Raw genomic sequence first — 24,233 nt, forward strand, 5'->3', positions numbered from 1 at the left:
CTACAAGGAATTATGAGCGTTAAAAACTACATTTTAGCCATAGAATCCTCTTGTGACGATACTGGAGCAGCAATTATTGAAGGAAATCAAATCATTTCTAATGTTGTAGCAAGCCAAAAAATTCACGAGTTATATGGTGGCGTAGTACCAGAATTAGCTTCGAGAGCACATCAACAAAATATTGTTCCCGTCGTAGATCAAGCCCTTAAACAGGCTGATATCACAAAAGAAGAACTAAAAGCAATAGCGTATACACGTGGACCAGGTTTGATGGGATCACTTTTGGTTGGTGGAAGTTTTGCAAAGTCTTTCAGTCAATCATTAGATATCCCTTTGATTGAAGTTAACCACATGCAAGCACATATTTTGGCAAATTTTATTGAAGATGCCAACGATGAAAAACCTACCTTTCCATTTTTATGCTTAACCGTGAGTGGTGGACATACACAAATTGTTAAAATTAACAGTTATTTTGAGATGGAAATTTTAGGAGAAACGATTGATGATGCTGCTGGTGAAGCTTTTGATAAAGCTGGTAAAATTTTAAATTTACCTTATCCTGCAGGTCCAATTATCGACCAAAAATCAAAAATTGGTGATCCAACAAAATTTAAATTTGCTAAACCAAAAGTCGATGGTTTAAATTTTAGTTTTAGCGGTTTCAAAACATCAATTTTATATTTTATTCAAAAAGAAGTCAAAGCTAATCCTAACTTTATCGAAGAAAATATTGATGATTTATGCGCTTCTATTCAGCGTTCTATCGTGAATATTTTGATGGATAAAGTAAAAAAGGCAACAGAAGAAACTGGAATTAAGCAAATAGCCATTGCAGGTGGAGTTTCTGCAAATTCTGAAATTCGTCAACGCTTAAAAGACGGAGAAACTGAATTTGGTTGGAAAACTTACATTCCGAAATTTGCATACACAACAGACAACGCTGCGATGATAGCAATGGTTGGAAGTTTAAAATTTGATCACGAAATATTTACAGAAATCACAGCGAAATCTGTGGCGAAATACCATATTTAATGAAGTTATTTTTTGGAGAAATACACGATAATATTGCTATTTTAAGCGAAGAAGAAAGTCATCATTTTGCAAAAGTTTTGCGAGGAAATGAAGGTGATATTGTACATGTAACAGATGGAAAAGGAAATTTAGCTGAAGTAGAAATCAATTCAATTTCTAAAAAAGTAGTTGAAGGAAATATCATTAATTTGAAAACTGATTTTGAGAAAAAAAATTACTATTTACACCTTGCGATTGCGCCAACAAAAACAATGGAACGTTTAGAATTTTTCTTAGAAAAAGCAACAGAAATTGGAATTGATGAGATTACTTTTTTGCAGACTTTTCATTCGGAACGAAAAAACATTAAGATCGAACGAATTGAAAAAATTGTTCAATCCGCAACCAAACAATCTTTAAAAGCTTATTTACCAAAAATTAATGATTTAACGAAATTCAATGATTTTATTAAATCTGATTTTGATGGTTTTACAAAATGTATTGCACATTGTGAGGCAGATATCGAACGAACTCCTTTACGCTATGTACTTTCAGAGAATCCTCAAAAAATATTGATTATGATTGGACCTGAAGGCGATTTTTCTCGTGATGAAATCTTCGCTGCTGAAGAACATAATTTTGCAGGAATAAGTCTTGGTCATCAACGTTTTCGTACAGAAACAGCTGCGCTTCAAGCGGTTTTTGCTGTAGATTGGGATTTAAAACACTAATTAAAAATATTAAAAAGTCAATCCAAATGGATTGACTTTTTATTTTATACACTCTGAGCTTTTATAAACTCATTAATCGTTACATTTAATCGCTTTGAACGAATATTTTTCTCAAAACGAATTGGTTCTGCAGCTCTTTCTGCACAATTTTCCATTCCACAATTTTCACACGTCACAGCAACTTCACGCACAGGAATCGAAGAATCATTCATAAATTTAACTTTTCGTTGAGCAGATTTGTATAAAACACCAATTGTTACACTTCGCAAATAATTAGGGTTAAACGGATCTTTTGTCGCAGAAGATATTACATAATATTTTTGGTTATTATTAAACGGATACAACGAAATTTGAGCTGAAATTTCGTGGTGATCATCAGGTTGATTTTCCAATTCCTTCAAAACATTTAACGAAACCCAACGACGACAATAATGTTCATCCGTTTCATTTGCTTGTGGCGATTGCTGTTGATTAAGATGTAATTCTTTTGTCAATTTATAAGAATTTGAGCCAACTTTTGTAGACAATCGCAAGAAAAATAAATCACGAATATTAAAATGTTTTGGTAACAAATTCGTCATACGTTGATAAACTGTTTCAGGAGATTCGGTATATTTTCCTAAAATTTCTTGAAATTTAGATAGATCATGATGTTCAACAGCAAATAAATCTTGCATATCTTTCAATAATTTTGCTTCTGGTAACAATAATGCTCCTGCAAAATATGATGCATAGAAATTATTCAATAACTGATCAAAATTTTCAAAACTTGCCCAAGAAAATGTATACAAACGCTCCTTTAATTCAAGATAATTATAACCTAACTCTTTGGCTAAAATAAAACGTTTCTGATCTTTATCTGAAATCGAATTTATGTATAGCAAATGCTTTTCTTTGATATAAATGGAACGAAGTTTTGCCAAATCCTTTCCTCCTAATGTATTGAAATCTTCGTAAATTATCGAATAATTATATTCTTCTTTCAAGATTTCTTCCATCGCTTCATTTGTGACAGAATAATCCGAATCAACTAAATATTCTTGTAAAAAACTTTTGGCTGATTTTTCAATTTCAGGGAAATAATTATCATTTGCTTCTTGAAAAGATCGCAATGACGCCAAATAAAAACTCTCTTTAGTTAAATTATAATTATTTCCAATTTCAATCAGCGTCGAAATAAATGCATTGACCTTCATTGGCGCATTCGAAATAATCTCAATTAAATCTCTTTCTTCAATTCCAAACAATTCTAACGGAATTTCTTGCAACAAATTTGATTGTAAAATTTCTGCAACAGGAGCCAAATTTTTATCTAATTTCAACGAAACAATCTCATCATAAGGTATTTCCAATGCTTCTGCAAGCAAAACAATCTTATCAGTTTTTGGATATTTCTTTCCTTTTTCAATCTCATTGAGATAAGATTTTGAAAGCCCTGTTAATTTAGATAACTTAAACAAAGACAAATCTTTAGAAGTTCTAACTTGCTTCAATTTTAGTCCAAAAATTAGTTTAATATATTCTTCTTGCATAATTTTTTCAAAAATATTTGGTAAATCTAAACGAATTTTTATAATTTAGCGAACGTTCGCTGGAAGTAAAATTCCGCTCGAATAACCAAAACCAAAATTACAACAAAAACACAAAAAATGGATACTATTACAAGTGAATTAAAATTATCGCACAATGTGCTGGATAGTTATCCGGACATTTTGACGAAAGAAGCAATCGATTTTATTGTTGCTTTGCACAAAAATTTCAACGATAGACGTTTGGAACTTTTAGCTGAACGAAGAGAAAGACAAATCTTTTTTGATTTAGGAAATTTTCCTTCTTTTCTTTCAGAAACAAAAGAAATCAGAAATAGTGATTGGACAGCAGCTCCTATTCCAACTGATTTACAAGACAGACGAGTTGAAATAACTGGTCCAGTTGATCGTAAAATGGTTATCAACGCCTTAAATTCTGGCGCGAAAACTTTTATGGCCGATTTTGAAGATAGTAATTCTCCTACATGGGATAACAATCTTCAGGGACAACAAAATTTACGAGACGCAGTAAATGGTACAATTTCTTTAGAATCTAAAGAAAAGACGTATCAATTAAATAATAACACTGCAGTATTATTGGTAAGACCAAGAGGACTGCACCTTAATGAAAAACATGTTGTAATCAACAAGCAAGAAATATCAGGCTCACTATTTGACTTTGGTTTATATTTTTTCCATAATGCACACACGTTACTTACCAAGCAAAGTGGGCCTTATTTCTATCTTCCTAAATTAGAACATCACTCAGAAGCGCAGTGGTGGAATGATGTTTTTGTCTTTGCACAAGATTACTTAGACATTAAACAAGGAAAAATCAAAGCGACTGTTTTGATTGAAACGATTACAGCATCATTTCAATTAGATGAAATTATTTATGCATTAAAAGAACATATTGCAGGACTAAATTGTGGTCGTTGGGATTATATCTTTTCTTACATCAAAAAATTCAAAAAACATCCCAACTTTATCGTTCCAGATCGTTCGCAAGTAACGATGACTTCTCCATTTATGTCTGCATATTCGCAAGCTGTAATTCAGCGTTGTCACAAGCGAAATATACATGCAATTGGAGGAATGGCAGCTCAAATTCCGATCAAAAATGATGATGAAGCAAATAAAGCTGCATTTGATAAAGTGAAGAATGATAAACTACGCGAAGTAAAGAATGGACATGACGGAACATGGGTAGCGCATCCTGCATTAGTAGAAGTTGCCTTAAATGTTTTTAATGAATATATGCCTCAAGCCAATCAAATTTCGAATAAACGAGAAGATGTAGTGACAACAGCAGAAACTTTGTTAGAATTACCAAAAGGAACCGTAACAGAACACGGTATTAGAGACAATATAAATGTCGGAATCTTGTACATCGAAAGTTGGTTATCAGGTCGTGGCGCTGCTGCATTGTACAACTTAATGGAAGATGCTGCTACTGCTGAAATCTCTCGTACGCAAGTTTGGCAATGGTTGCATCAACAAATCAAATTAGAAGATGGATGTGAATTTAACATCGATAAATACAAAAAAATAAGAGCCGAAGAGGTTCAAAAAATAAGAGAATTAATAGGTGAAGAAAACTATACGAACGGAAAATTTGATTTAGCGATCAAGATTTTTGACGAATTGGTTCTATCTCACAAATTTACAGAATTTTTAACATTAGAAGCCTATAAGTATATCTAAAAGCACACTATAACCCAGGAAACACACAACACACATACACAACAAAACACAAAATTACAATTATGAGCAATCAAGAAAGAATTCTAAAAATTCAGCAGGATTGGGCAACTAATCCACGTTGGAAAGACGTAATTCGTCCTTATTCGGCAGAAGATGTTATTCGACTAAGAGGTTCTTTGGACATCGATTACACTTTAGCGACTTTAGGTGCTAAGAAATTATGGGATGGGCTAAACTCTAAACCGTTTATGGCTGGACTTGGCGCTTTAAACGGAAACCAAGCCATACAAGAAGTTCAGGCAGGGTTAAATGCAATTTATCTTTCGGGATGGCAAGTTGCTGCAGACGCTAATCTTTCGGCAGAAATGTATCCAGATCAATCGCTTTATCCAGCTAATTCTGTTCCGATGGTCGTTAAACGTATCAACAATGCATTGCGTCGTCGAGATGAAATACAATCTGTAACTGATCAAGGAAACATTGATTATATGGTTCCGATAGTTGCAGATGCAGAAGCTGGTTTCGGAGGAAATCTGAATGCTTACGAATTGATGAAACAAATGATAGAAGCTGGTGCTGCTGGCGTTCATTTCGAAGATCAATTATCATCAGCCAAAAAATGTGGTCATCTTGGCGGAAAAGTTTTAGTTCCGACACAAGAAGCGATTAACAAATTAGTTGCAGCTCGTTTAGCAGCAGATGTTTGTGGTGTTCCAACTCTATTAGTTGCTAGAACTGATGCAGAAGCAGCGAATTTAATCACTTCGGATATTGACGAAAGAGATCAACGTTTTATTATTGAAGGAAGTAGAACTTCTGAAGGTTTTTATAACGTAAGAAATGGTTTAGAACAAGGAATTGATCGTGCTTTAAGCTATGCACCATATGCAGATTTAATTTGGATGGAAACATCTAATCCAGATTTGGGAATGGCAAGAGAGTTTGCACAAGCCATCAGAGAAAAATACCCAAACCAAATGTTAGCTTATAATTGTTCGCCTTCATTTAATTGGGCAAAACATTTAACAGAAGCGCAAATGGAAACATTTCGCGAAGATTTAGCTGAAATGGGGTACAAATTCCAATTCATTACTTTAGCTGGTTTCCATGCGATGAATACTTCTATGTTCGAGCTATCGAGAGCATATAAAGCAAAAGGAATGGCAGGATATTCTGAATTACAAGAAAGAGAATTTGCGTTACAAGAAGAAGGGTTTGCAGCTGTAAAACACCAATCTTTTGTAGGAACACAATATTTTGATTACGTACAAAACACCGTGCAACAAGGCATTTCGTCTACTACGGCTATGGCTGAAAGTACGGAAGCCGCACAATTCTAATACATACTTTTCAATTAAAAAGGACGTACCGCAACTACGTCCTTTTTTCATTTTATTCAGTTTATTGAACAGATTTTTCAAATCGATAAAAAATCCGAAGAAATTTCTTTCTCCGGATTTAATATGGTTTAATTAATAATATAGATTTAGATTTTTGTTCAAAAAATTAGTTCCAATAACTCCATTGTATTCCATCAAAAATAGCAACTGTTTTAGATGCCATATCGTAACACATCATACCTGGATATGGATTGATTACATCTATAGTCAAATCATTAACACGAGGTAAAACAAGAGCTTTATCAGTAGATTCTAATATCAAAACCCCTTCTGCTGTAGAACTTTCAGCTCCAATAATTACTCCTTCTCCAATATCATAATCATTGTAACTAATAGGATAACCACCTCTATCCGTCAAATTAATCCATTGTCCGTTTTCGTACATTTTTACTTTTATATCACTCATATCAAATATAAAAGTTCCGTTTGCGGGATTTTGAGGTGCTTTATCGTTTGCTGGAAGAATAATTCCTCTCGAACGCCCTTCTTCAAATTGTAACAAAGACGACTCTGTTACCATTCCTGTAGGATAATTATTGTCTTCCGCAATAATCATTTGAGCATTAACATTTGTAAATAGTAAGGTAGAAAGTAATGAAGTAAATAGTATTTTATTCATCATTATTATTGATTACATGCATTATTTAAACAATCCCAATTATCTCCATTAAATAATTTGATACATTTATCTGTTTCGTCATAAGCGATCATTCCTTCAATTGGCGCTTTAATGTCAGTTTCTACATTTTTAATTCTCGAAATCACCATTCCTTTTGTATTAGAGTCTAAAACAATTGCAGCATTAGGAATTTCGGTTGGCCAATTAGGATTAATGATTGTATTAGTTGAAATTCCAACATTTGTAGTTCCAGTTGGCGTACCTAATTGTGGAGCTCTTGTACATGGGCAAACAATTTTTTTAAGTCCACTACCATAACCCGTCATATTTGTAGCACCAACTATTTTTTGAGAGGCAATAACTGTATTATTAGCTGTAGTATTCCATATAATCGAATTAAATGCAACAGGAGTTGAAGTGCTAGCTACATTACCAAAGAATCTCATTTCATACAGCTTCTTATCAGCATTAGACTTACGAGCATATAAAGTCAGCACTCCGTCATGAGAAATTTTAACTCTAATAGTAGGGTAATCTTTATCTCCAATGATTTCGTAAATTTGATTAACACCAGAACTAACACCATGTCTAGTTCCATCTAAGAATTCAATATTTTGTTTTGAACCATCACCTGTCTGAAAATCAATTTCTTCATTTGTCAAGTCCACTCCATTAATATTCAACATGAATGAATTATCTAGTTTATAAATATCAAACTGAAATCCATAATCTGTTGCAGGCATATCAAAGCTTTTTGTCGCCCCATTTTCAATAAAAAAATCAGCCCCTTTTACAGTTGTTGTACAAGGCGGAATGTTTATTTTAATTGTTTTTGGAACTGATGTTCCTGGAGAAGATACTCCATCTAACACATAGTTATCCTGAATTGTATATTCAATAGTCGCTTGCCCTTCAAAACCAAGTGTTGGAGTAAAAGTAACAAAACCATTTGCATTAGCAGTCCATGTCCCTTTAGGGTCATTAAAAGTATTTTGAATACCTGGCGTGTTAACATCTAAATCAATTGTATGCTTTTGAACTGATTGACCAGCATCATATTCCACAGCCTTAGTCGCAACATCAAGCGTAACAGGTTGATCTTTTGATTGTCCAGAAACCTCTATATTTTCACCAACTGGTAAAGTGTTTAAAGCGTTTAATGTAACAGAAATATTCACAGATTCAAAAGACGAGGTACTAGCATTAAAACCAGGAAAAAATTTAAGAGGCATTGTCGTGTTCTGTGCCTTAAATACTAATCGATTTGTCCCCCATGCTCCATCTGTATCTCTATTAATTTGATTAACATTAACACGAGGATAAGAACCTACTTGAAAATCATACTTATCAATATAAGAAGGACTATAACGACCTGTATTTGCTGCCATAGCAGTTAAAGAGTAAATAACAACTTCATAATCTCGTCCTACTATCAAACCTGTCATCGTTGTTTGTATTGCTTCCTCTCCTTGTCTTGTTCCCACATCACGAATTGTAATCCATCTTGTATGATTATTAGGTGGTACAGGAAGCGGTGCATAGCTCCAAGCTCTACCTCCACCAGATGTATCACTACCAGCAACTATATCTTTTGTGGAAATATCAGGAGTTCCTGTAATTAATGTCCAACCATTCGGGACACAAATACCACAAGGAGTGGGTTTCGTAGAATTTCCATTTGAAGCCGGAATCCCTACCTGCGCATTTAAAGTGCTAAAAAAAGCAAAGGAAAAACCTAAACTTACTAACCATTTCATTTTCATAAATTCAATCAATCATTAATTTTTAGTAGTAGTAAGTCTGAAAGATTTGCAAATTTATTCAAATACGGACAAAACGGTCTTATTATAGAAGTTATTTTTAAGTAAAGTTCTAATTTATATCCATTCTATAATTTGAAATTAATCTAAATAAAAAGTAATTAAATGAGAAATAATTTGTAATAATAAAGAGATTAAAGCTGAATTTAGTTCAGCTTCAAAACTTTAAACAACAGGAATTCTTCGATAAACATTATATGAATAATCAGGATGAGATTCTGAAACAAGTTCAGAATGACATTTAGATAAATAGAATTTTAATTACTAAACACGATTTGTCAAGCTGAATTAAGTTCAGCTTCGCATCCATAAAATGATAAGATTCTGAAGCAAGTTCAGAATGATAACTTAATGAAAGTTTTTTTAATCAACTTTCGTAATCTGAAAAGACTTACCATTCATTTCGAATGATTCTTTTTCGGACTTTCCAACTAAGATTTTAGCCAAAGGAGTTTGTGTTGATAAAACAAAAATCTTTTTATTCTCGAAAATAATTTCACCAAAACTACACGCCATACAGAAATTTCCCATCGTAGTTTCAACGTAACTTCCTAAACCAATTGTTTTGTTTTCCACAATTTTAATTTTGGAAAATATTTCTTGCTGAATCAACACTTCATTCAATTGATTTTGAATTCGAGTAATTTCCTGTTGCATCATTTCGCGCGATGTTTCGTATTTATCACCCATACTACTTTTAGTATCGTTGTTCGAGGCGCGTAAATCGTCAATCAAACCATTCAAATACGTTATTTTATCGTCGATTTGTTGTGCTATAAATTGATATAATTCTGCTTTCATTCTATTAAATTGTTTGTGGCTTATTCTTAAATTTCAACATATATACAGTTCCCAAAAGACAGATAAACGCCGAAACATAAATCACCATTGGAATACGATCCAAATAATCCTGAAAATACCAACCCGCACACAATGCGCCAAGTCCTATCCCCGCTTCCATCGCAATATACATCGTCGCCATTGCCTTTCCACGTTCATCAGGTTTACTAAAATCTATCGTCCAAGCATTTAGCGCAGGTGAAAGAATTCCGGTCGAAATTCCGTACATCAAACCACCTAAAATCAATCCTATTTTTGCATCAATCGAAGCTAAAATAACCAATGCAATAATCAATAAAACCAAGCCTAATTTTATCACCAACACACGCCCTTTTTGGTCAGATAGCTTACCTGCAAAGAAACGAACCATCATCGATGATATCGTAAATACAATAAAGAAAACGCCTTTGTTTTGAAAACCTAAATGTTCGGTCCAATCAGGAATTAACGTTAATATAGAACCATAAGCGACATACGAAAGAAACGTAATCAAAGCCGCTGGTAAAGCTTCTTTTGCAAAAATATCTTGCTTCGAAATCTTTAGTAATCCGAACGAAAATTTCTGTTTATTTTGTAAGGTTTCTTTCATATTGAATAAAATCAATATCGATAATAACGCAAAAAACGAAGACGTAAAAAACATTACATTAATCGATGAATACAACGTAATTGTGCTTCCCAATGCAGGCCCAATCGCCATTCCGATACTGAAACAAATTCCATGTAAGCCCAATGCTTCGCCCCAACGTTCGCGCGGAATAATATCTGCAATATAAGCAGCTGTTGCAGTAGGTTTGAAACCTGTCGAAAAGCCGTGTACCAATCTCAAAAATAAAAACCCAGAAACGGTTGTTAAAACTGGATATAAAATTCCGCACACAAAGCAGACAATAGAACCAACTGCCATAATAGGTACACGTCCCACTTTATCTGTTAATTTGCCACTAAATGGTCTCGAAATTCCTGCAGTTAGTGTAAACAATGCAATAATAAAACCTTTGTATTCGGCTCCGCCCATACTACTTAAATAAGCCGGAAGCTCTGGAATCATCATATTAAAACTCGCTGAAAATAACAACGAACTCATACACATTAAGATAAAATGAGGATTGTAAACGGGATCTGAATTTAGTTTTGTCTTGATGGCAGAAAACATAGCGGATTTTTTACAAAGGTAATTTATCTCCATCGAAACCTACTACACAATCCGAAAAGTATTACTTATTACAAAATCATAATTTGAGTTTATTTCATTAAAAAATTCACTTCAGTTAAGTATAAATAAATACATTCGTAAAACAATAAAACCAACCAATGAAAATCTTATTCGCATTACTCTTTTTACCTTTATTTCTTTTCGGTCAAAGCAATAATTCAGAATGTCAAATTCAATTAGATCATATAGATTTATTATTAAATGAAAAGAATCCTCTAATCAATCCTAAAATAATTGATCAAAACACTATTTCCCAAAAAAACATTACTGAAGAAGATCTTAAAAAAGAATATTATCTAGAAGGTGATGATCAAATCAAAATAGGCTCATTGTATTCTAAAAATATTTATAGAGAAAGCGATCAATTAATCTGTTTCAAAAATCTTTGGTTTCCTACATTTTCTATTTTGAAAACTAATGATGATAAATTTGTTGCTTTGATTGCTGAAAACAGAAAATTGAATGAAAGTGATTTCTTAACATTTATCGAAAACATAAAAAAGACAGCCGAATTAAAGGTTAACGAAACAAATCGTTATACCATTTTCGAATTTGATTTTAAAACTTATCAAATCAAAATAAGAAAAACTAAAAGTTCGTACAGAAGTGAATCTAGTGTAGCTGTTCCAACTCTAAACAATGAAGAAAAGAAGAAACCTTCTAAAATTGTTGATATTGAATTCTTAATCATCAATAAAACTGCAAATGAAAAGCATTTGAATTGGCTTAATAAAAATGAAGAATAGAAACCTGTCTATCAAGTATCTAATTTTGTCAATTAACATCATATACAACAATAGTATTAAGATAAAAATTTAAATAATTTTCTTGTCGAAGAAACAACAAACAAAGTGTGTGGAAATTTGTAAAATTGTAGTTTTGCAATAATGGTATTTTGAAAAAATTTTAATATGTTTGAAGTACTTCAACTTTGAGATAACACTTATTAGCACAATATGAAAAAAATTTTATTAATAATTCCTTTTATCTTATTTTCTTGTAGTAGCGAATCAAACGATATAAATCAGGAAAATTTAAAAAAAACCATAAAAAAAGAAATCTTAGATAGTATAAAAAGTACTGATTCTTTAAAAAATATTAAACATACTTTTAAACTAAAAAAAGGTAAAAGTATATTAGTTTATGATAATAATACTTGGGAATATTCTACTAAGAATACTACTCAATATAAAAAAGATAAAGTTAATAGTTCGAATTTAAAAACATCAGAAAACTATATTTCCAACAATCAAGTAAATTCTATCGCATCTAAACAAGCTACTCCTAAAAAAAATAGAAAGAAAAAGACTTCAAATTCATATAATTCTTATTCTTCAAGTACTTGCGGTTACCCTACCAAATCAGGCGGAAGCTGTAGAAGAAAAGTCAAGGGAGGTGGAACTTGTTGGCAACATGGATAAAATAAAATCAAAAAAAGCTCATACAAAGGAGCTTTCTGAGTATTATTGTATATTTTACCTATAAATAGCTTTATAATACTTTAATAGTAAAATGTTAACGGCTCATTTTTTTTTGCTTATTCCTACCACGATATAAAATAAGTAATTTATTTAAGCTTCTTATATTTGTATCATATTCATTAATTTGTAAAAACTCTACACCATTTGGGTGACAATAACTTAAGTAAAAAAAAGTACGTTTTCTAGAAATTTTGCTAATAACTTCTTCATTATAAATATCATCCCAACTATAAAAAGCTGTTGATATTGTTTTAATCCCTTTGTCATTAATTATGATTTGAGGTTCTTTATTTGTCCATTTTTTATAATTCTTGTATGCATAATACCCTCCTAAAATAGAAAAAAAAGAACCAGCAATATAACTATTATCTATTAGAAGCGAATAAATACCAATACCAAAAGACATAAACATAATCACCATCTCAGCAATTATTGTACTTTTTGAATAATAAATAATCGTTTCATTAGCAATAGTCAAATCGTCTTGAAAAACATCTTCTTGATTGAATTTAGCTAATAAAGTATTCAATTTTTCTTTGTTTTTTATAGTACGAATTTCTGTCTTATCAAAAATATTATCATTTGCCCAAATAAATTTTTCTTGAATTGCTCGCTTTTTTAGTTCATGAACATTTCTAACATTTTCAAAAGCCCAAAGTTTCCATTTAGTAATCATAATACTCCACCATAACAAAGAAAGAGTTAACGCAAGAACAAATCCTCCTATAAAAATCCAAATTGAAATAAGATTTTGACTACCAAAATAAAGCGTAGGACCAATAATCATAAACATAATTATTATAATTGGAAAATTAATCATTTTATGCCCTTTTGAAATCGCTTTATCAACTGTTACAGTTTCATTCATAATTTTTCCCTTCTTTTTCATAAGATATTCTACAATTTCTAATACATTATTTTTTTGAAAATATATTTATAATATGCATTTTACATAAAACAAACTCCAATATACACAAAATAAACCACTCCCAACACTCCACAAAAAAAGCTCCTTTTCAGGAGCTTTTTGGTTTACGCTACATTATTGATAAACTCTTTTTCGAGGATGCCGTCTACTATTTTTTCAACTTTATCGATGTTCGCTTTCAATAATTCGTTGTCTTCTATTTGTTCTATTTCATGAAACTGCACATGTTTGTTAAACTCTTGCAGTTTGGCGTAATAACGTTTTAATTCTGCTTTATTGAACAAGTTTCCGCTCTTCACATAAATCACATGTATCTTCGATTTGATGTATTGCGAAACTTGCAATATATCGCCTCTATTGCGTGATATATCTATCGAATAGAAAATAGATTTCAGGTATTCGCTTTTAGCTATTGGCTCTTTTACCAACCAATCTGTTGTTTTAGGACTTGCTGCTATCGGAATAATATTCAGCACCTTATTTGGGAACAAACATGCCATTTCCCACGCTAATCCTCCACCTAAGTCTGCACCAATAATAGCAAAAATCTCGTCTACTTCCAATTCAAATAACGTCAACCAAAACAATACCGCTACATCGCGTGCTGTAATGTGATCGCGCGGAATATAATCGTACTTTATGGTTTCGGAAACACCATTTCCAGGAATATCTATACAGATTACCGTATACTCATTAAGATCAATCGCTTTGTTTTTTCCCATGACCCCATCCCAATGATAGGTACAATCTGAATCTCCGTGTAAGGAATGGTTAATCAAAATGACTGGAGCAGTTCCTAATGGAAGCCCAAAAAGTTGAAATGTTACCGAAACATTGTTTAAGATTGTGTTGTCCTCTAAGGGCCAAACTGGGATCGTTAATTGTTGTAAACTTTGCATTGTTTTTAATTTTATATGGGTAATTGTTGTTTTCGTTCAAAAAAAATCCCCATCGAAACTCGACGGGGAAACATAAAATATATTAAAAAATAAAATCTCTTTTTAGTATACATGACTTTCCCACGTCTGGATATTCCAAACCTGTTTGCGAATCGACATCATATATAAGCACGTAAACTTCATTTTTTAATTACTTTGTTAGTCAAATGTATAAAATAATTTTCGGTATCGACATAAATTTATCTTAATTATTTGTAAAATTTTCTAAAAGTCAAAATTTTGATTATATTTGAACCGTATTTCGAATCGTAGAAAACGATACCAACCGAGAGGAGTCTCCACGGTGGTAAAACAATACGGGAGTTCATCCAAAAACAACGAAAAATCCCCTATTATCGAAATACAATAATTGTTTTATTTTAACTATTTATTGTATGTCACAAAACATTTCTGAGCTTAATTTAGCTCCTATATCAGATGAAAAATTGGTCGATTTTATCAACCAACAATTGCCTATTACGGTTCCTGCGCTAAAAGATCATATTATCGAAGAGTTCAAGAGAAGAAGTTTGGATTATCGTCATCTATACAATGTAAAAACAGATGAATTGAATATCAAACTTCCGCTTAGTTTGATTGATGGTTGCTTGTTCGAGCGTAATATTCCCAAACCACCTTTGGTAGGTAATTTCTACGCTGTAGTTCATAGATTGAGAAACTTTTTGCAACATAGCAAAGAATTGAACGGAAAACGTCTTAAAACGTTTCATTATATCTTCGATCAACTTTATTTACCTTATGAATTGATTGATATTATTTCGGAAGATGATGTCAAAAATCTAACTGAAGATGATGTATTTATTACCTTCAAAAACTCGAAACAACATTTCCCGAATGATAAGATTATCAATAAAATTCCGAAAAATAATTTATTGATTACCATCGACAAAGGAAATTATTACCGCGGTTTGGATAAAGTAATTTTGTCGCATCAAAACACGATTATCAGAGAAGAAAACTTGAATAACGTAACTGCATAACTGAAATTGCTTTCGACAAATCTCTATATTTGTTGAAAGCAATTTTATATGACGCCAGAAAAAAGAGAATTAGTAGAAGCAAGTTTTAATCGTTCGGAAACCTTAAAATTTTATAACGCATCACTTATCGAATGCGAAACGGACTATGTTTCGATCAAAATTCCGAAACAAGAAATGATGACACGTAAACATGGAATGTTTAATGGTGCTATGATTGCTTCTTTGGTTGATGTTTCATCTGGTTATGCTGCTGTTTCTCATTATGACGACGATTGCTACGTGGTAACAGTTGAGTTAAAAGTAAATTATTTGCGACCTGCTTTGGGTGATTATTTAATCTCAAAAGCCTATGTAATAAAAGGCGGAAAAAAGATAAGTACCATACGCACAGAGATTTTTGTAGTTGACGAAACAACGAACAAAGAAACGCATGCTGCTACTTCTTTGGTAACTATGATGAGAATAAAATGATGCAAAATTTTCTTACCATTGATTATTTAGAACACGGAAATGAAGTACAACAAAATGTGTTTCATCTGTTGAGCAATTATCAAATTTTAGAAAAACTTGACAGATACAAACCTATTGTCGTAGGTACAATTCCGATTGAAATCAATATTGAAAATAGTGACATTGATATTATTGGTGAAACCTCTAATTTTGAAGGAGCTAAAAATTATTTAATAGAAAATTTTTCTCATTATCTTGAATTTAAAATTAATCTACTAACAAGTAATAACGAAATTTGTTTGACATGTAATTTTAGAATTGATGCGTTTGAAATTGAGATTTATTTACAGAATAAGATTCCAACCGAGCAAAATGCCTATCGACATATACTCATTGAGGCGAAACTACTTGAAAAATTTGACGAATCATTCAAAAACAAAATCATCGAACTTAAAAAGAATGGTTACAAAACTGAACCTGCTTTTGCAAAACTTCTTGAGTTAAAAGGTAATCCATATCTCACCTTGTTAGAGTATAAAGTAGATTAAACAGTTTTCTTATAACGCGATTAATTAATTCAATTCAACTTATTATTTTCTTCTTTTTTGTTGATTTACTTTTATAAAAAATCGCAAAATGAAAATAAGAGAATTACAATTATATACAAATGATTTAGAAAAAACGAAATCATTTTATACGACTATTTTAGCTTTTGAGTTGATTGAAGAAAACGAAAATCTGTTTAGCTTACAAGTTGGTTGGACAAAATTAACTTTTGTAAAATCGGATGAAGAACATATTTATCATTTCAGTTTCTTAGTTTGTAAAAATCAATTCGAAAAGGCATTTGATTGGATACAAAATAAAACTAAAATCCTAAATACCGATGCTGATCAACAGATTGCAAACTTCGAAAATTGGAATGCACAATCTTTTTATTTCTATGATGGAGCTGGAAATCTTGCTGAGATAATTACACACAACAATTTAGCCTATGAAAATGACGCAAAATTTGATCAACATTCTATTTTAGGAATTTCTGAAATTGGTTTACCTACGTCCGATATTGAAGCTACCAATCAGTTATTAGAAGAGAAAACAACATCTAAATTCTGGAAAGGAGATTTTGAAACTTTTGGTACTAATGGCTCAGATGAAGGGAAAATATTATTACCAAACTATCTAATCAAAACAACTTGGTTTCCTACTAAAACTGCGATTAAACAACATCCATTTGAATTAGTTATTGAAAGTGAAAATCAAAAATATCAAATCAATTACTATGATAAAAAACTAAAATTCAACTAATTTTTAGACTCACTTTTACTTCAACACTTCTTTCAAAAACAATAGTGTATGTTGCCAAGCTCTATCTGCCATTACTTTATTGTAATCCGGTGATTCTGGATTGGTAAATGTATGTTTTGAATTTGCGTAAGTAATCATTTGCCAATCTGTTTTTCCTTCGTTCATTTCAATTACTAAATTCGAAATATCTTCTGGTCTTACAGATTCATCTTCAGCAGGATGTTCAATCAAAACTTTCGTTTTAAGAGGAATATTTTTTCGAGCCAAATCTTTTGCTAATCCACCATGAACAGAAACTGCACCAACAACAGGTAGTTGTGCACGAGCTGCTTCTAAAGCTCCTGTTCCACCGAAACAGTAACCAATTACAGCAATTTTACTTGGATCTGCACCAGCTTTGATTAACTCTTTCAATGCTAAATCAATTCTTTTTTGATAAGCTATATAATCAGACTTATATTTTCCTGCAATTTTAGCTGCAACGGCATTATCTGTGGGAGTATTTCCTTCACCATAAATATCTGCAACAAACGCAATATAACCTTCTTTTGCTAAATCTATTGCGGCTTGTCTTGCTTCGTTATCAGCTCCTTTCCAAGCGGGTAAAATCAAAACTCCTGGACTTTTCTTTGTTGTATTATCGGTTACTAAACCATTCAATTTTTGCGAACCATCTTTATATACAATTTGTTTTAAATTTTGTGCATTTGTCGTATTCATCATCAATATAATTAAAGCGAAACATTGTAATACATTTTTCATTTTCTAAATAATTTAGAACATTAAGATAAAAAGAACTATTTTTATAAATAACATTCAATCAAATATTTAACATAAAAGTTATGGAACTGATTACTTTAAAAACATTTGAAAGCCCGATAGAAGCACACATTCTACGCTCTAAATTAGAAAGTGAAAATATTGAAGCCTTTATTTTTGATGAACTATCTGTTGGTATTAATTTTTATTTATCAAATGCAATGGGAGGAGTAAAAGTTAAAATTAGAAAAGAAGATTCAGAAAGAGCTTTGAATGTTTTAAAAGAAATTGAAGAAAACGGGTTGTATGAAGACGATATATAAATAAAAAAGAACGACAATTTCTTGCCGTTCTTTATGAACAAAAATATATGATTTTTATTGATTAAATTGTCCAACGCAATAAGCTTGCTCCCCAAGAGAAACCTGCTCCAAAGGCTGTCAACATCAATAAATCTCCTTTCTTTAATTTTGAAGTATTTTCCCACATACAAAGTGGTATAGTAGCGGCAATTGTGTTTCCGTAATGTTCAATATTAACCAAAGTTTTTCCTTCTTCAATGTTAATCTCATTACCAACAGCATCAATAATTCGTTTGTTTGCCTGATGTGGAACTAACCAATTTACATTTTCTACAGTAAAATCATTTCGTTTCAACACATTAAGACAAGTATCACTCATTGATTGAATTGCATTCTTGAAAACAACTTTACCATCTTGTTTGATATAACGTTTTTCGTCTACCAATAATTGAGAACTTGCAGGATACAAAGATCCTCCTCCTTCAATATTTAAAAACTCTTTTCCAGTACCGTTACTCAGTAACAAAGCGTCTAAAATTCCTTCTTCGTTTGTAGGCTCTAGCCAAACAACACCAGCTCCATCTCCGAACAAAATGTTTGTAGAACGATCTTTGATATCAACATACGCACTGATTTTATCTGCACCGATAACCAAAACATTTTTGTAACGTCTGCTTTCAATCAACGAAGCTCCCATGTCCAACGCGTACAAAAATCCTGAACAAGCTGCATTCATATCAAAAGCCCAAACATTCTCTATTCCTAACTTTTCGCACACAATATTTGCCGTTGCTGGCATCAACATATCAGGTGTAGAAGTTGCGACGATTAAAGCATCAACTTGCTTTAAATCCTTATTGTAAGTTTTTACTAGGTTCTCAATTGCACTAACTGCCATGTCCGAAGTTGCTAAACCTTCGTCCAAAATACGACGCTCTTTAATACCAGTGCGTTTTACAATCCACTCATCAGAAGTTTCTGTAACCTTCTCTAAATCAGAATTTGTTCTTTTATTTTCAGGCACATAACCTCCAATTGCTGAGATTTGCGCGTATATTTTTTTTGTAAAATCTACCTCCATAAAATTCTTTTCATCTAAACTTATTTTTACGTCATAGATAAAAAAGACGCATCTAAACAAATTTATGCTACAAAGGTCGATTCATTTTAACAATTTAAGTTAGCGAAATAAACGGAATAATATGTCAAAAAGACGCATTATTATATTTTTATAAAAACCATTGATCTATATCAATTTAAGAAGCTTTGAAAACAGAAGGTGACATTGATGTATAATTTTTAAAGAACTTACTAAACACAGAAGTATCTACAAAATTGAGATCTGTCACGACATCTGACACACTATATTTAGGATTCTTCAATAATACTTTCGCTTCTAAAATAATTGCTTCAGCAATAATCTGTTTGGGTGATTTATTAAATACTTCAACAATAATTTTAGTTAAGTGTTTACGACTAATAAACATTTCATCTGCATAAAATTGTACATTCCGCTGACGTTTAAAATGTGTAGAAACCAGATACAAAAACTGTTTGGCTAATTCTTCTTTCCTAACCTCTTTTATTGTACTTTTCGCCTTAACAGCTCGATTATAGAAATCTCCCATCTCGTACATCAAGACTGAAAAATGGTGAAGTACAAGATCTTTTGCAAAAAGATTGTCATTCTTTATCGTGTACTTACTAATTTTATTCAAATTATAACGCATATCTCGCACAACTTTTTTATCTAACGAAATGATTTTAGGATATTTAGAAGAAAGGAATTCAACCAAATTGTTGGACTTCACATGAAAACCAGCTTCAATAATTAAATCTGAATCGATAAAAATTGCTTGTACCGAAAAATCATCTGAATGTTCTATAATCTCGAACAGCTGACTTGGCAAAACAATGATAATATCATCCCGCTTAATCAAAGTTGGTTCAAGATTAACTGTAATTTCACATGTTCCTTTTGTAATTAATATCAAACCAAGCGATGTAAACTTATAAGGTTTATGCTTTACAAAATAATAATTGTTCTCTGGTCCAACATCAAAAATAGCTAACCTCCTATCTGTTACTTCCTCTTTATAAGTTCTTAAGATATTATCAATCGAATAAAGTTGAATATATTCACTCATTTTTTTTAAGTCTAAAAAGCAAGTACAATGTTAATCGATTTTTTTGACAACCAAAAATATACAAGCGTCTTTTTAACCTATATAAGCGTCATTTTGTAAAAACTAGTAACCTCTTTCTAAAGAAACCACATTCAACAAACTTTTGTTGTTTTTCATCTTTTTATAGTTTTCAGCAACTTGTTGTAAAGCTGTTGTTGCATTCGTAACACTCGCAATATGAGGAGTTACATAAACATTTTCATTCGACCAAAACGGATGATTTTCTGGCAATGGCTCCTCTATAAAAACATCTAAATAAGCTTCTTTTATTTGCTTTTCTTCAATTGATATTATTAAATCCTTTTCAACTAAATGCGCTCCACGACCAACATTAATCAATACTGTATTAACTGAACATTGTGCAAAAAAATCTTTATTTAGAATTCCTTCTGTATTATCTGTCAAAGGCAAAATATTGACGATAAAATTAGTATTAGAAATCGCAGCTTTCAAGCCTTCTTTTCCAGCAAAAGATTCTACTCCATTTATATTTTTAGTCGAATTCGACCAACCTTTGACTTGAAAACCTAACGCAACAAATTGCTCTGCTACTAACTTTCCGATTTCACCTAATCCTAATATTGTAATTGTTGTTTCCTTGATATTTTGATACGTATTTGGCTTCCACTCTTTACGAATTTGGTCTTTATAATACGTCAACAAATTTTTCATTGAAGTCATAACACAAGCCAAAACATGTTCAAACATTTCTTGCTTCAAAGCAGGATCAACAATACGTGTCACTTTTATTGAATCTGGTATTTTGGTATGCAACAAATGATCAATTCCAGCTCCAACAGATTGCACAACTTTTAGATTTGGAAATTCAGCCACATAATTTCTGTGCGGTTTCCAAGTTGCAATAAATTCTACATCTTCTGGATTTGAGATATTCGGATAGACTTCAACTTTCGTATCTGGCAATAATTCTTGCAAATTTCTTTGCCATTCTTCTGTTGGTTTTTGATTAAATATTAAGGCTACACTCATAATTGATTACTTTTAAAACAAATTTAAATAACTCCAAATTAATCACACATTGAATTTGACGATTTGTCAGATTTCTTACATTTGGATTAGAATTTGAAAGAGTTTAAACAACTATATTTTAACTAAAAAAATACACTATAAATGGCAAATCCGTTATTAGAAAAATTTGAAACACCTTTTGAAAGTGCTCCTTTTTCTAAAATCAAAAATGAAGATTACAAACCTGCTTTTATCCAATCAATAAAAGAAGCGAAAGCAGAAATAGATGCAATTACTGCGAATCCTGAAGCACCAACTTTTGCAAATACAATTGAAGCAATGGAACTTTCTAGTGAAAAATTAGGACGAATTTCTTCTATTTTTTTCAACCTTAATTCTGCTGAAACGAATGATGAAATTCAAGAAATTGCGCAAGAAGTTTCGCCTTTATTATCTGAATTTGGAAATGATGTTCGCTTAAATCAAGATTTATTTGAACGAATTAAAGTCGTTTATAATCAAAAGGATTCGTTGAATTTAACCGATGAGCAAGCTTATTTGCTAGAAAAAAAATACAAAGGTTTTTCGAGAAATGGTGCAAATCTAAACGAAGAAGACAAAAATAAATTACGTGAAATTGACAAGCAATTAGCAATGCTTTCTTTGCAATTTGGGCAAAATGTTTTAGCTGAAACAAATGCATACGAATTGATTATTACTGATGAAAATGATTTGAAAGGTTTACCTCAATATGCGATTGATCAAGCAAAAGCTGATGCAGAACAAAAAAATCACGAAGGTTGGTTGATTACGTTGCAAGCACCAAGCTATATTCCGTTTATGCAATACGCAGAAAACCGTGAATTGAGAGAAAAATTGTTTAGAGCAAATGGTGTAAAAGCTTATCAAAATAATGAATTTAACAACGAAGAAAATGTCAAAAGCATTGTAAAACTTCGTCACGAACGTGCTAAAATATTAGGTTATAAAACGCATGCTGATTATGTTTTGGAAGAACGTATGGCTAAAACACCTACGACAGTTTTAGATTTCTTGAATGATTTATTAATGAAAGCAAAACCATTTGCTGAAAAAGAAATTGAGGAATTAACTGCATTTGCAAAAGAAACTGATGAGATTGATACATTGCAACGTTGGGATCATGCGTATTATGCTGAAAAATTAAAACAGAAAAAATTCAGTCTTTCTGACGAAGAATTGAAACCCTATTTTCAGTTAGAAAATGTGATTCAAGGAGCTTTTGATGTGGCAACAAAATTATATGGAATTACGTTTAAAGAAATTCACAACATAGATAAATACAACAATGAAGTAACAACTTATGAAGTTCTAGATAAAAATGGTGCATTCTTAAGTTTATTATATGCAGACTTTTTCCCGCGTGCAGGAAAACGCCCTGGTGCTTGGATGACAAGTTATAAAGAAGCTTCAAACGTAAATAAAAATACCAAACGTCCACACGTTTCGATTGTTTGTAATTTTACAAAACCAACGAAAGACACGCCATCATTATTGACATTTCAGGAAGTGACAACATTATTCCACGAGTTTGGACATGCGCTACACGGAATGTTACCAAATACAACGTACGAAAGTCTTTCTGGAACAAATGTTTATTGGGATTTTGTTGAATTACCCTCTCAATTTTACGAAAACTTCTGTTACGAACCAGAAGCTTTAAAATTATTTGCAAAACATTATCAAACAGGAGAAATTATTCCGCAAGAATTAATTGAAAAAGTAAAAGCTTCTTCAAGTTTTATGGAAGGTTATCAAACTGTCCGTCAATTGAGTTTTGGATTATTGGATATGGCTTATCATGCAAATGATTTGGCTGAAATTAATGATTTACAACAATTTGAAAAAGAAACTTTCAAACAAACAGAGTTGTATCCAGAAATTGATAATAATATGATGAGTACATCCTTCTCTCATATTTTTCAAGGTGGATATTCATCTGGTTATTATTCATATAAATGGGCCGAAGTTTTGGATGCAGATGCCTTTGCATTTTTCCAAGAAACTGGAATTTTTAATCCAGAAACAGCTCAAAAATTCTATAAACTTTTATCATCTGGTGGAACGGTAGAACCGATGAAATTGTACGAAGAATTTAGAGGTCATAAACCAACAGCAGATGCTTTATTAAAGCGTGCTGGATTAGTATAAATTGAAAGCCGATTACTTTTTGTAATCGGCTTTTTTTATAGTATTTTTTGGAAAGCTTTTCTTATTCCTCCTCCAAAATTAACTTCTCCACAATAAATATAATCTAACTTATCAAATACTCGCAGCATAGCTATATTATCAAAATTTGTATCAACTTTAATAGAATGTATATCCTTCTCCAAAGCTATGTTCTCAATTTCTTGCATAGTCCAAGTTCCCAATCCTTTAATAGTAATATCTTGTGCAACAGCTAATCGATGCATGACGATATAAGGATCATCATTTAGCCATTTACCTTCAATTGCTGTGTAAGCAGGTTCTATTTCATCAATAATCGCAACATATCCAATAATTGAATTTTCATTATTTACAATTACATTACCAAAACCATTAGAGATATCATCCTCTATAATTTCCAAATTTGGATACCCATCTTGCCATTGATTACTACCTTCATTTTTACGTTTGAGAATTGCTTGTTGAATAACATTCCATATTTCTAAAAAATCATTTATTGTCGCTTGTCTTAGAAAAATTGTATTTAACATATTTTTTTAATGCAAGTTAGTTCTTAAATCATTATTTATCTTAAAACTTGTTTTAAAAGAATAATAGTATATTGAAATTCAAAACGCAGCGGAGTCGAAGGGCAAGTCCCTTTGGATTATAGGGATGTCTGAAGTATTACGTTTTATGTTATACATTTTACTTTGTACATTTTACTTAATACATTTTACAAAAACAATAACCACAAAAAAAGCCTCAAGTTATTCACTTGAGGCTTTCAATAAAAACTGGCGACGACCTACTCTCCCGTAAGTAACAGTACCATCGGCGCAGGCAGGCTTAAC

At 31.7% G+C, this 24,233-nt stretch carries 24 protein-coding genes and 1 riboswitch; of the genes, 12 read left to right on the forward strand and 12 right to left on the reverse strand.

Going from position 1 to position 24,233, the window contains the following annotated elements; all coding sequences use genetic code 11:
* The first annotated feature begins 12 nt into the window (after positions 1-12).
* Both tsaD and QHG34_RS07045 read left to right on the forward strand, forming a co-directional pair.
* Complete coding sequence (gene tsaD, locus QHG34_RS07040) at positions 13-1,032, forward strand: tRNA (adenosine(37)-N6)-threonylcarbamoyltransferase complex transferase subunit TsaD (protein ID WP_282629499.1); 1,020 nt, start codon at positions 13-15, stop codon at positions 1,030-1,032.
* Entirely contained in the window at positions 1,032-1,742 is a 711-nt protein-coding gene (locus tag QHG34_RS07045) for an RsmE family RNA methyltransferase (RefSeq protein ID WP_282629500.1), read from the forward strand. The genes tsaD and QHG34_RS07045 overlap by 1 nt, the downstream gene beginning before the upstream one ends.
* A 44-nt stretch (positions 1,743-1,786) precedes the next feature.
* Here the strand turns inward: QHG34_RS07045 and QHG34_RS07050 are convergent, their stop codons facing one another.
* Positions 1,787-3,274: a helix-turn-helix domain-containing protein gene (locus tag QHG34_RS07050; RefSeq protein ID WP_282629501.1), complete on the reverse strand. Its 1,488-nt coding sequence runs from the start codon at positions 3,272-3,274 to the stop codon at positions 1,787-1,789.
* 117 nt (positions 3,275-3,391) lie between these two features.
* Between QHG34_RS07050 and aceB the strand changes: the two genes are divergently transcribed.
* Positions 3,392-4,975, forward strand: a complete 1,584-nt coding sequence (aceB, locus tag QHG34_RS07055; protein ID WP_282629502.1) for a malate synthase A — start codon at positions 3,392-3,394, stop codon at positions 4,973-4,975.
* Positions 4,976-5,037: 62 nt separating this feature from the next.
* Positions 5,038-6,315: an isocitrate lyase gene (aceA, locus tag QHG34_RS07060; protein WP_407080903.1), complete on the forward strand. Its 1,278-nt coding sequence runs from the start codon at positions 5,038-5,040 to the stop codon at positions 6,313-6,315.
* Positions 6,316-6,481: 166 nt separating this feature from the next.
* On the opposite strand, the gene QHG34_RS07065 is transcribed toward aceA, so the two are convergent.
* The 4 genes from QHG34_RS07065 to QHG34_RS07080 all read right to left on the reverse strand — a co-directional run bounded on the left by QHG34_RS07065 (position 6,482) and on the right by QHG34_RS07080 (position 10,810).
* The gene (locus tag QHG34_RS07065; protein ID WP_282629503.1) at positions 6,482-6,994 is read right to left on the reverse strand and encodes a hypothetical protein; all 513 of its coding nucleotides are present in this window, start codon (positions 6,992-6,994) and stop codon (positions 6,482-6,484) included.
* Between the two features lie 5 nt (positions 6,995-6,999).
* Positions 7,000-8,751 carry an Ig-like domain-containing protein gene (locus tag QHG34_RS07070; protein ID WP_282629504.1) on the reverse strand — a complete coding sequence of 584 codons (1,752 nt, stop codon included), beginning with the start codon at positions 8,749-8,751 and terminating at the stop codon, positions 7,000-7,002.
* A gap of 426 nt (positions 8,752-9,177) precedes the next feature.
* On the reverse strand, positions 9,178-9,615 hold the full coding sequence (locus QHG34_RS07075; protein ID WP_282629505.1) for a hypothetical protein: 438 nt from the start codon (positions 9,613-9,615) through the stop codon (positions 9,178-9,180).
* A 4-nt stretch (positions 9,616-9,619) separates the two neighbouring features.
* Positions 9,620-10,810: an MFS transporter gene (locus QHG34_RS07080; RefSeq protein ID WP_282629506.1), complete on the reverse strand. Its 1,191-nt coding sequence runs from the start codon at positions 10,808-10,810 to the stop codon at positions 9,620-9,622.
* Between the two features lie 158 nt (positions 10,811-10,968).
* Between QHG34_RS07080 and QHG34_RS07085 the strand changes: the two genes are divergently transcribed.
* A complete protein-coding gene (locus QHG34_RS07085) occupies positions 10,969-11,616 on the forward strand; it encodes a hypothetical protein (RefSeq protein ID WP_282629507.1) in 648 nt (215 codons plus the stop codon).
* Between the two features lie 210 nt (positions 11,617-11,826).
* Positions 11,827-12,291 carry a hypothetical protein gene (locus QHG34_RS07090; protein WP_282629508.1) on the forward strand — a complete coding sequence of 155 codons (465 nt, stop codon included), beginning with the start codon at positions 11,827-11,829 and terminating at the stop codon, positions 12,289-12,291.
* A 94-nt stretch (positions 12,292-12,385) separates the two neighbouring features.
* On the opposite strand, the gene QHG34_RS07095 is transcribed toward QHG34_RS07090, so the two are convergent.
* Both QHG34_RS07095 and QHG34_RS07100 read right to left on the reverse strand, forming a co-directional pair.
* A complete protein-coding gene (locus QHG34_RS07095) occupies positions 12,386-13,219 on the reverse strand; it encodes a hypothetical protein (RefSeq protein ID WP_282629509.1) in 834 nt (277 codons plus the stop codon).
* Positions 13,220-13,383: 164 nt separating this feature from the next.
* Complete coding sequence (locus tag QHG34_RS07100; RefSeq protein ID WP_282629510.1) at positions 13,384-14,178, reverse strand: alpha/beta fold hydrolase; 795 nt, start codon at positions 14,176-14,178, stop codon at positions 13,384-13,386.
* 291 nt (positions 14,179-14,469) lie between these two features.
* A riboswitch (SAM-I-IV-variant riboswitch) is annotated at positions 14,470-14,564 on the forward strand.
* Positions 14,565-14,612: 48 nt separating this feature from the next.
* Here QHG34_RS07100 and QHG34_RS07105 point away from each other — a divergent pair.
* From QHG34_RS07105 to QHG34_RS07120, 4 genes are all read left to right on the forward strand, one after another.
* The gene (locus QHG34_RS07105; protein WP_282629511.1) at positions 14,613-15,218 is read left to right on the forward strand and encodes a hypothetical protein; all 606 of its coding nucleotides are present in this window, start codon (positions 14,613-14,615) and stop codon (positions 15,216-15,218) included.
* A 48-nt stretch (positions 15,219-15,266) separates the two neighbouring features.
* Entirely contained in the window at positions 15,267-15,689 is a 423-nt protein-coding gene (locus tag QHG34_RS07110; RefSeq protein WP_282629512.1) for a PaaI family thioesterase, read from the forward strand.
* Positions 15,689-16,216 (forward strand): DUF4269 domain-containing protein, encoded by a 528-nt coding sequence (locus QHG34_RS07115; RefSeq protein WP_282629513.1) that lies wholly within the window; start codon positions 15,689-15,691, stop codon positions 16,214-16,216. The genes QHG34_RS07110 and QHG34_RS07115 overlap by 1 nt, the downstream gene beginning before the upstream one ends.
* 88 nt (positions 16,217-16,304) lie before the next feature.
* On the forward strand, positions 16,305-16,976 hold the full coding sequence (locus tag QHG34_RS07120) for a VOC family protein (RefSeq protein ID WP_282629514.1): 672 nt from the start codon (positions 16,305-16,307) through the stop codon (positions 16,974-16,976).
* 15 nt (positions 16,977-16,991) lie between these two features.
* Here QHG34_RS07120 and QHG34_RS07125 read toward each other — a convergent pair whose 3' ends face one another.
* Positions 16,992-17,738 (reverse strand): dienelactone hydrolase family protein, encoded by a 747-nt coding sequence (locus QHG34_RS07125; RefSeq protein ID WP_282629515.1) that lies wholly within the window; start codon positions 17,736-17,738, stop codon positions 16,992-16,994.
* Positions 17,739-17,818: 80 nt separating this feature from the next.
* On the opposite strand from QHG34_RS07125, the gene QHG34_RS07130 reads away from it, so the two are divergent.
* Positions 17,819-18,058 carry a putative signal transducing protein gene (locus tag QHG34_RS07130; protein ID WP_282629516.1) on the forward strand — a complete coding sequence of 80 codons (240 nt, stop codon included), beginning with the start codon at positions 17,819-17,821 and terminating at the stop codon, positions 18,056-18,058.
* A gap of 61 nt (positions 18,059-18,119) precedes the next feature.
* Here the strand turns inward: QHG34_RS07130 and QHG34_RS07135 are convergent, their stop codons facing one another.
* From QHG34_RS07135 to QHG34_RS07145, 3 genes are all read right to left on the reverse strand, one after another.
* The gene (locus tag QHG34_RS07135; RefSeq protein ID WP_282629517.1) at positions 18,120-19,118 is read right to left on the reverse strand and encodes a beta-ketoacyl-ACP synthase III; all 999 of its coding nucleotides are present in this window, start codon (positions 19,116-19,118) and stop codon (positions 18,120-18,122) included.
* A 175-nt stretch (positions 19,119-19,293) separates the two neighbouring features.
* Positions 19,294-20,184 carry a helix-turn-helix domain-containing protein gene (locus QHG34_RS07140; protein ID WP_282629518.1) on the reverse strand — a complete coding sequence of 297 codons (891 nt, stop codon included), beginning with the start codon at positions 20,182-20,184 and terminating at the stop codon, positions 19,294-19,296.
* Positions 20,185-20,286: 102 nt separating this feature from the next.
* A complete protein-coding gene (locus QHG34_RS07145; protein WP_282629519.1) occupies positions 20,287-21,213 on the reverse strand; it encodes a 2-hydroxyacid dehydrogenase in 927 nt (308 codons plus the stop codon).
* Positions 21,214-21,354: 141 nt separating this feature from the next.
* Here QHG34_RS07145 and QHG34_RS07150 point away from each other — a divergent pair, with 141 nt between their 5' ends.
* The gene (locus QHG34_RS07150) at positions 21,355-23,382 is read left to right on the forward strand and encodes a M3 family metallopeptidase (RefSeq protein ID WP_282629520.1); all 2,028 of its coding nucleotides are present in this window, start codon (positions 21,355-21,357) and stop codon (positions 23,380-23,382) included.
* 35 nt (positions 23,383-23,417) lie between these two features.
* Here the strand turns inward: QHG34_RS07150 and QHG34_RS07155 are convergent, their stop codons facing one another.
* Positions 23,418-23,930 carry a GNAT family N-acetyltransferase gene (locus tag QHG34_RS07155; protein ID WP_282629521.1) on the reverse strand — a complete coding sequence of 171 codons (513 nt, stop codon included), beginning with the start codon at positions 23,928-23,930 and terminating at the stop codon, positions 23,418-23,420.
* Positions 23,931-24,233 lie beyond the last annotated feature (303 nt).

It is taken from the genome of Empedobacter sedimenti (assembly GCF_030005555.1).
GTDB classification, from domain to species: domain Bacteria; phylum Bacteroidota; class Bacteroidia; order Flavobacteriales; family Weeksellaceae; genus Empedobacter; species Empedobacter sedimenti.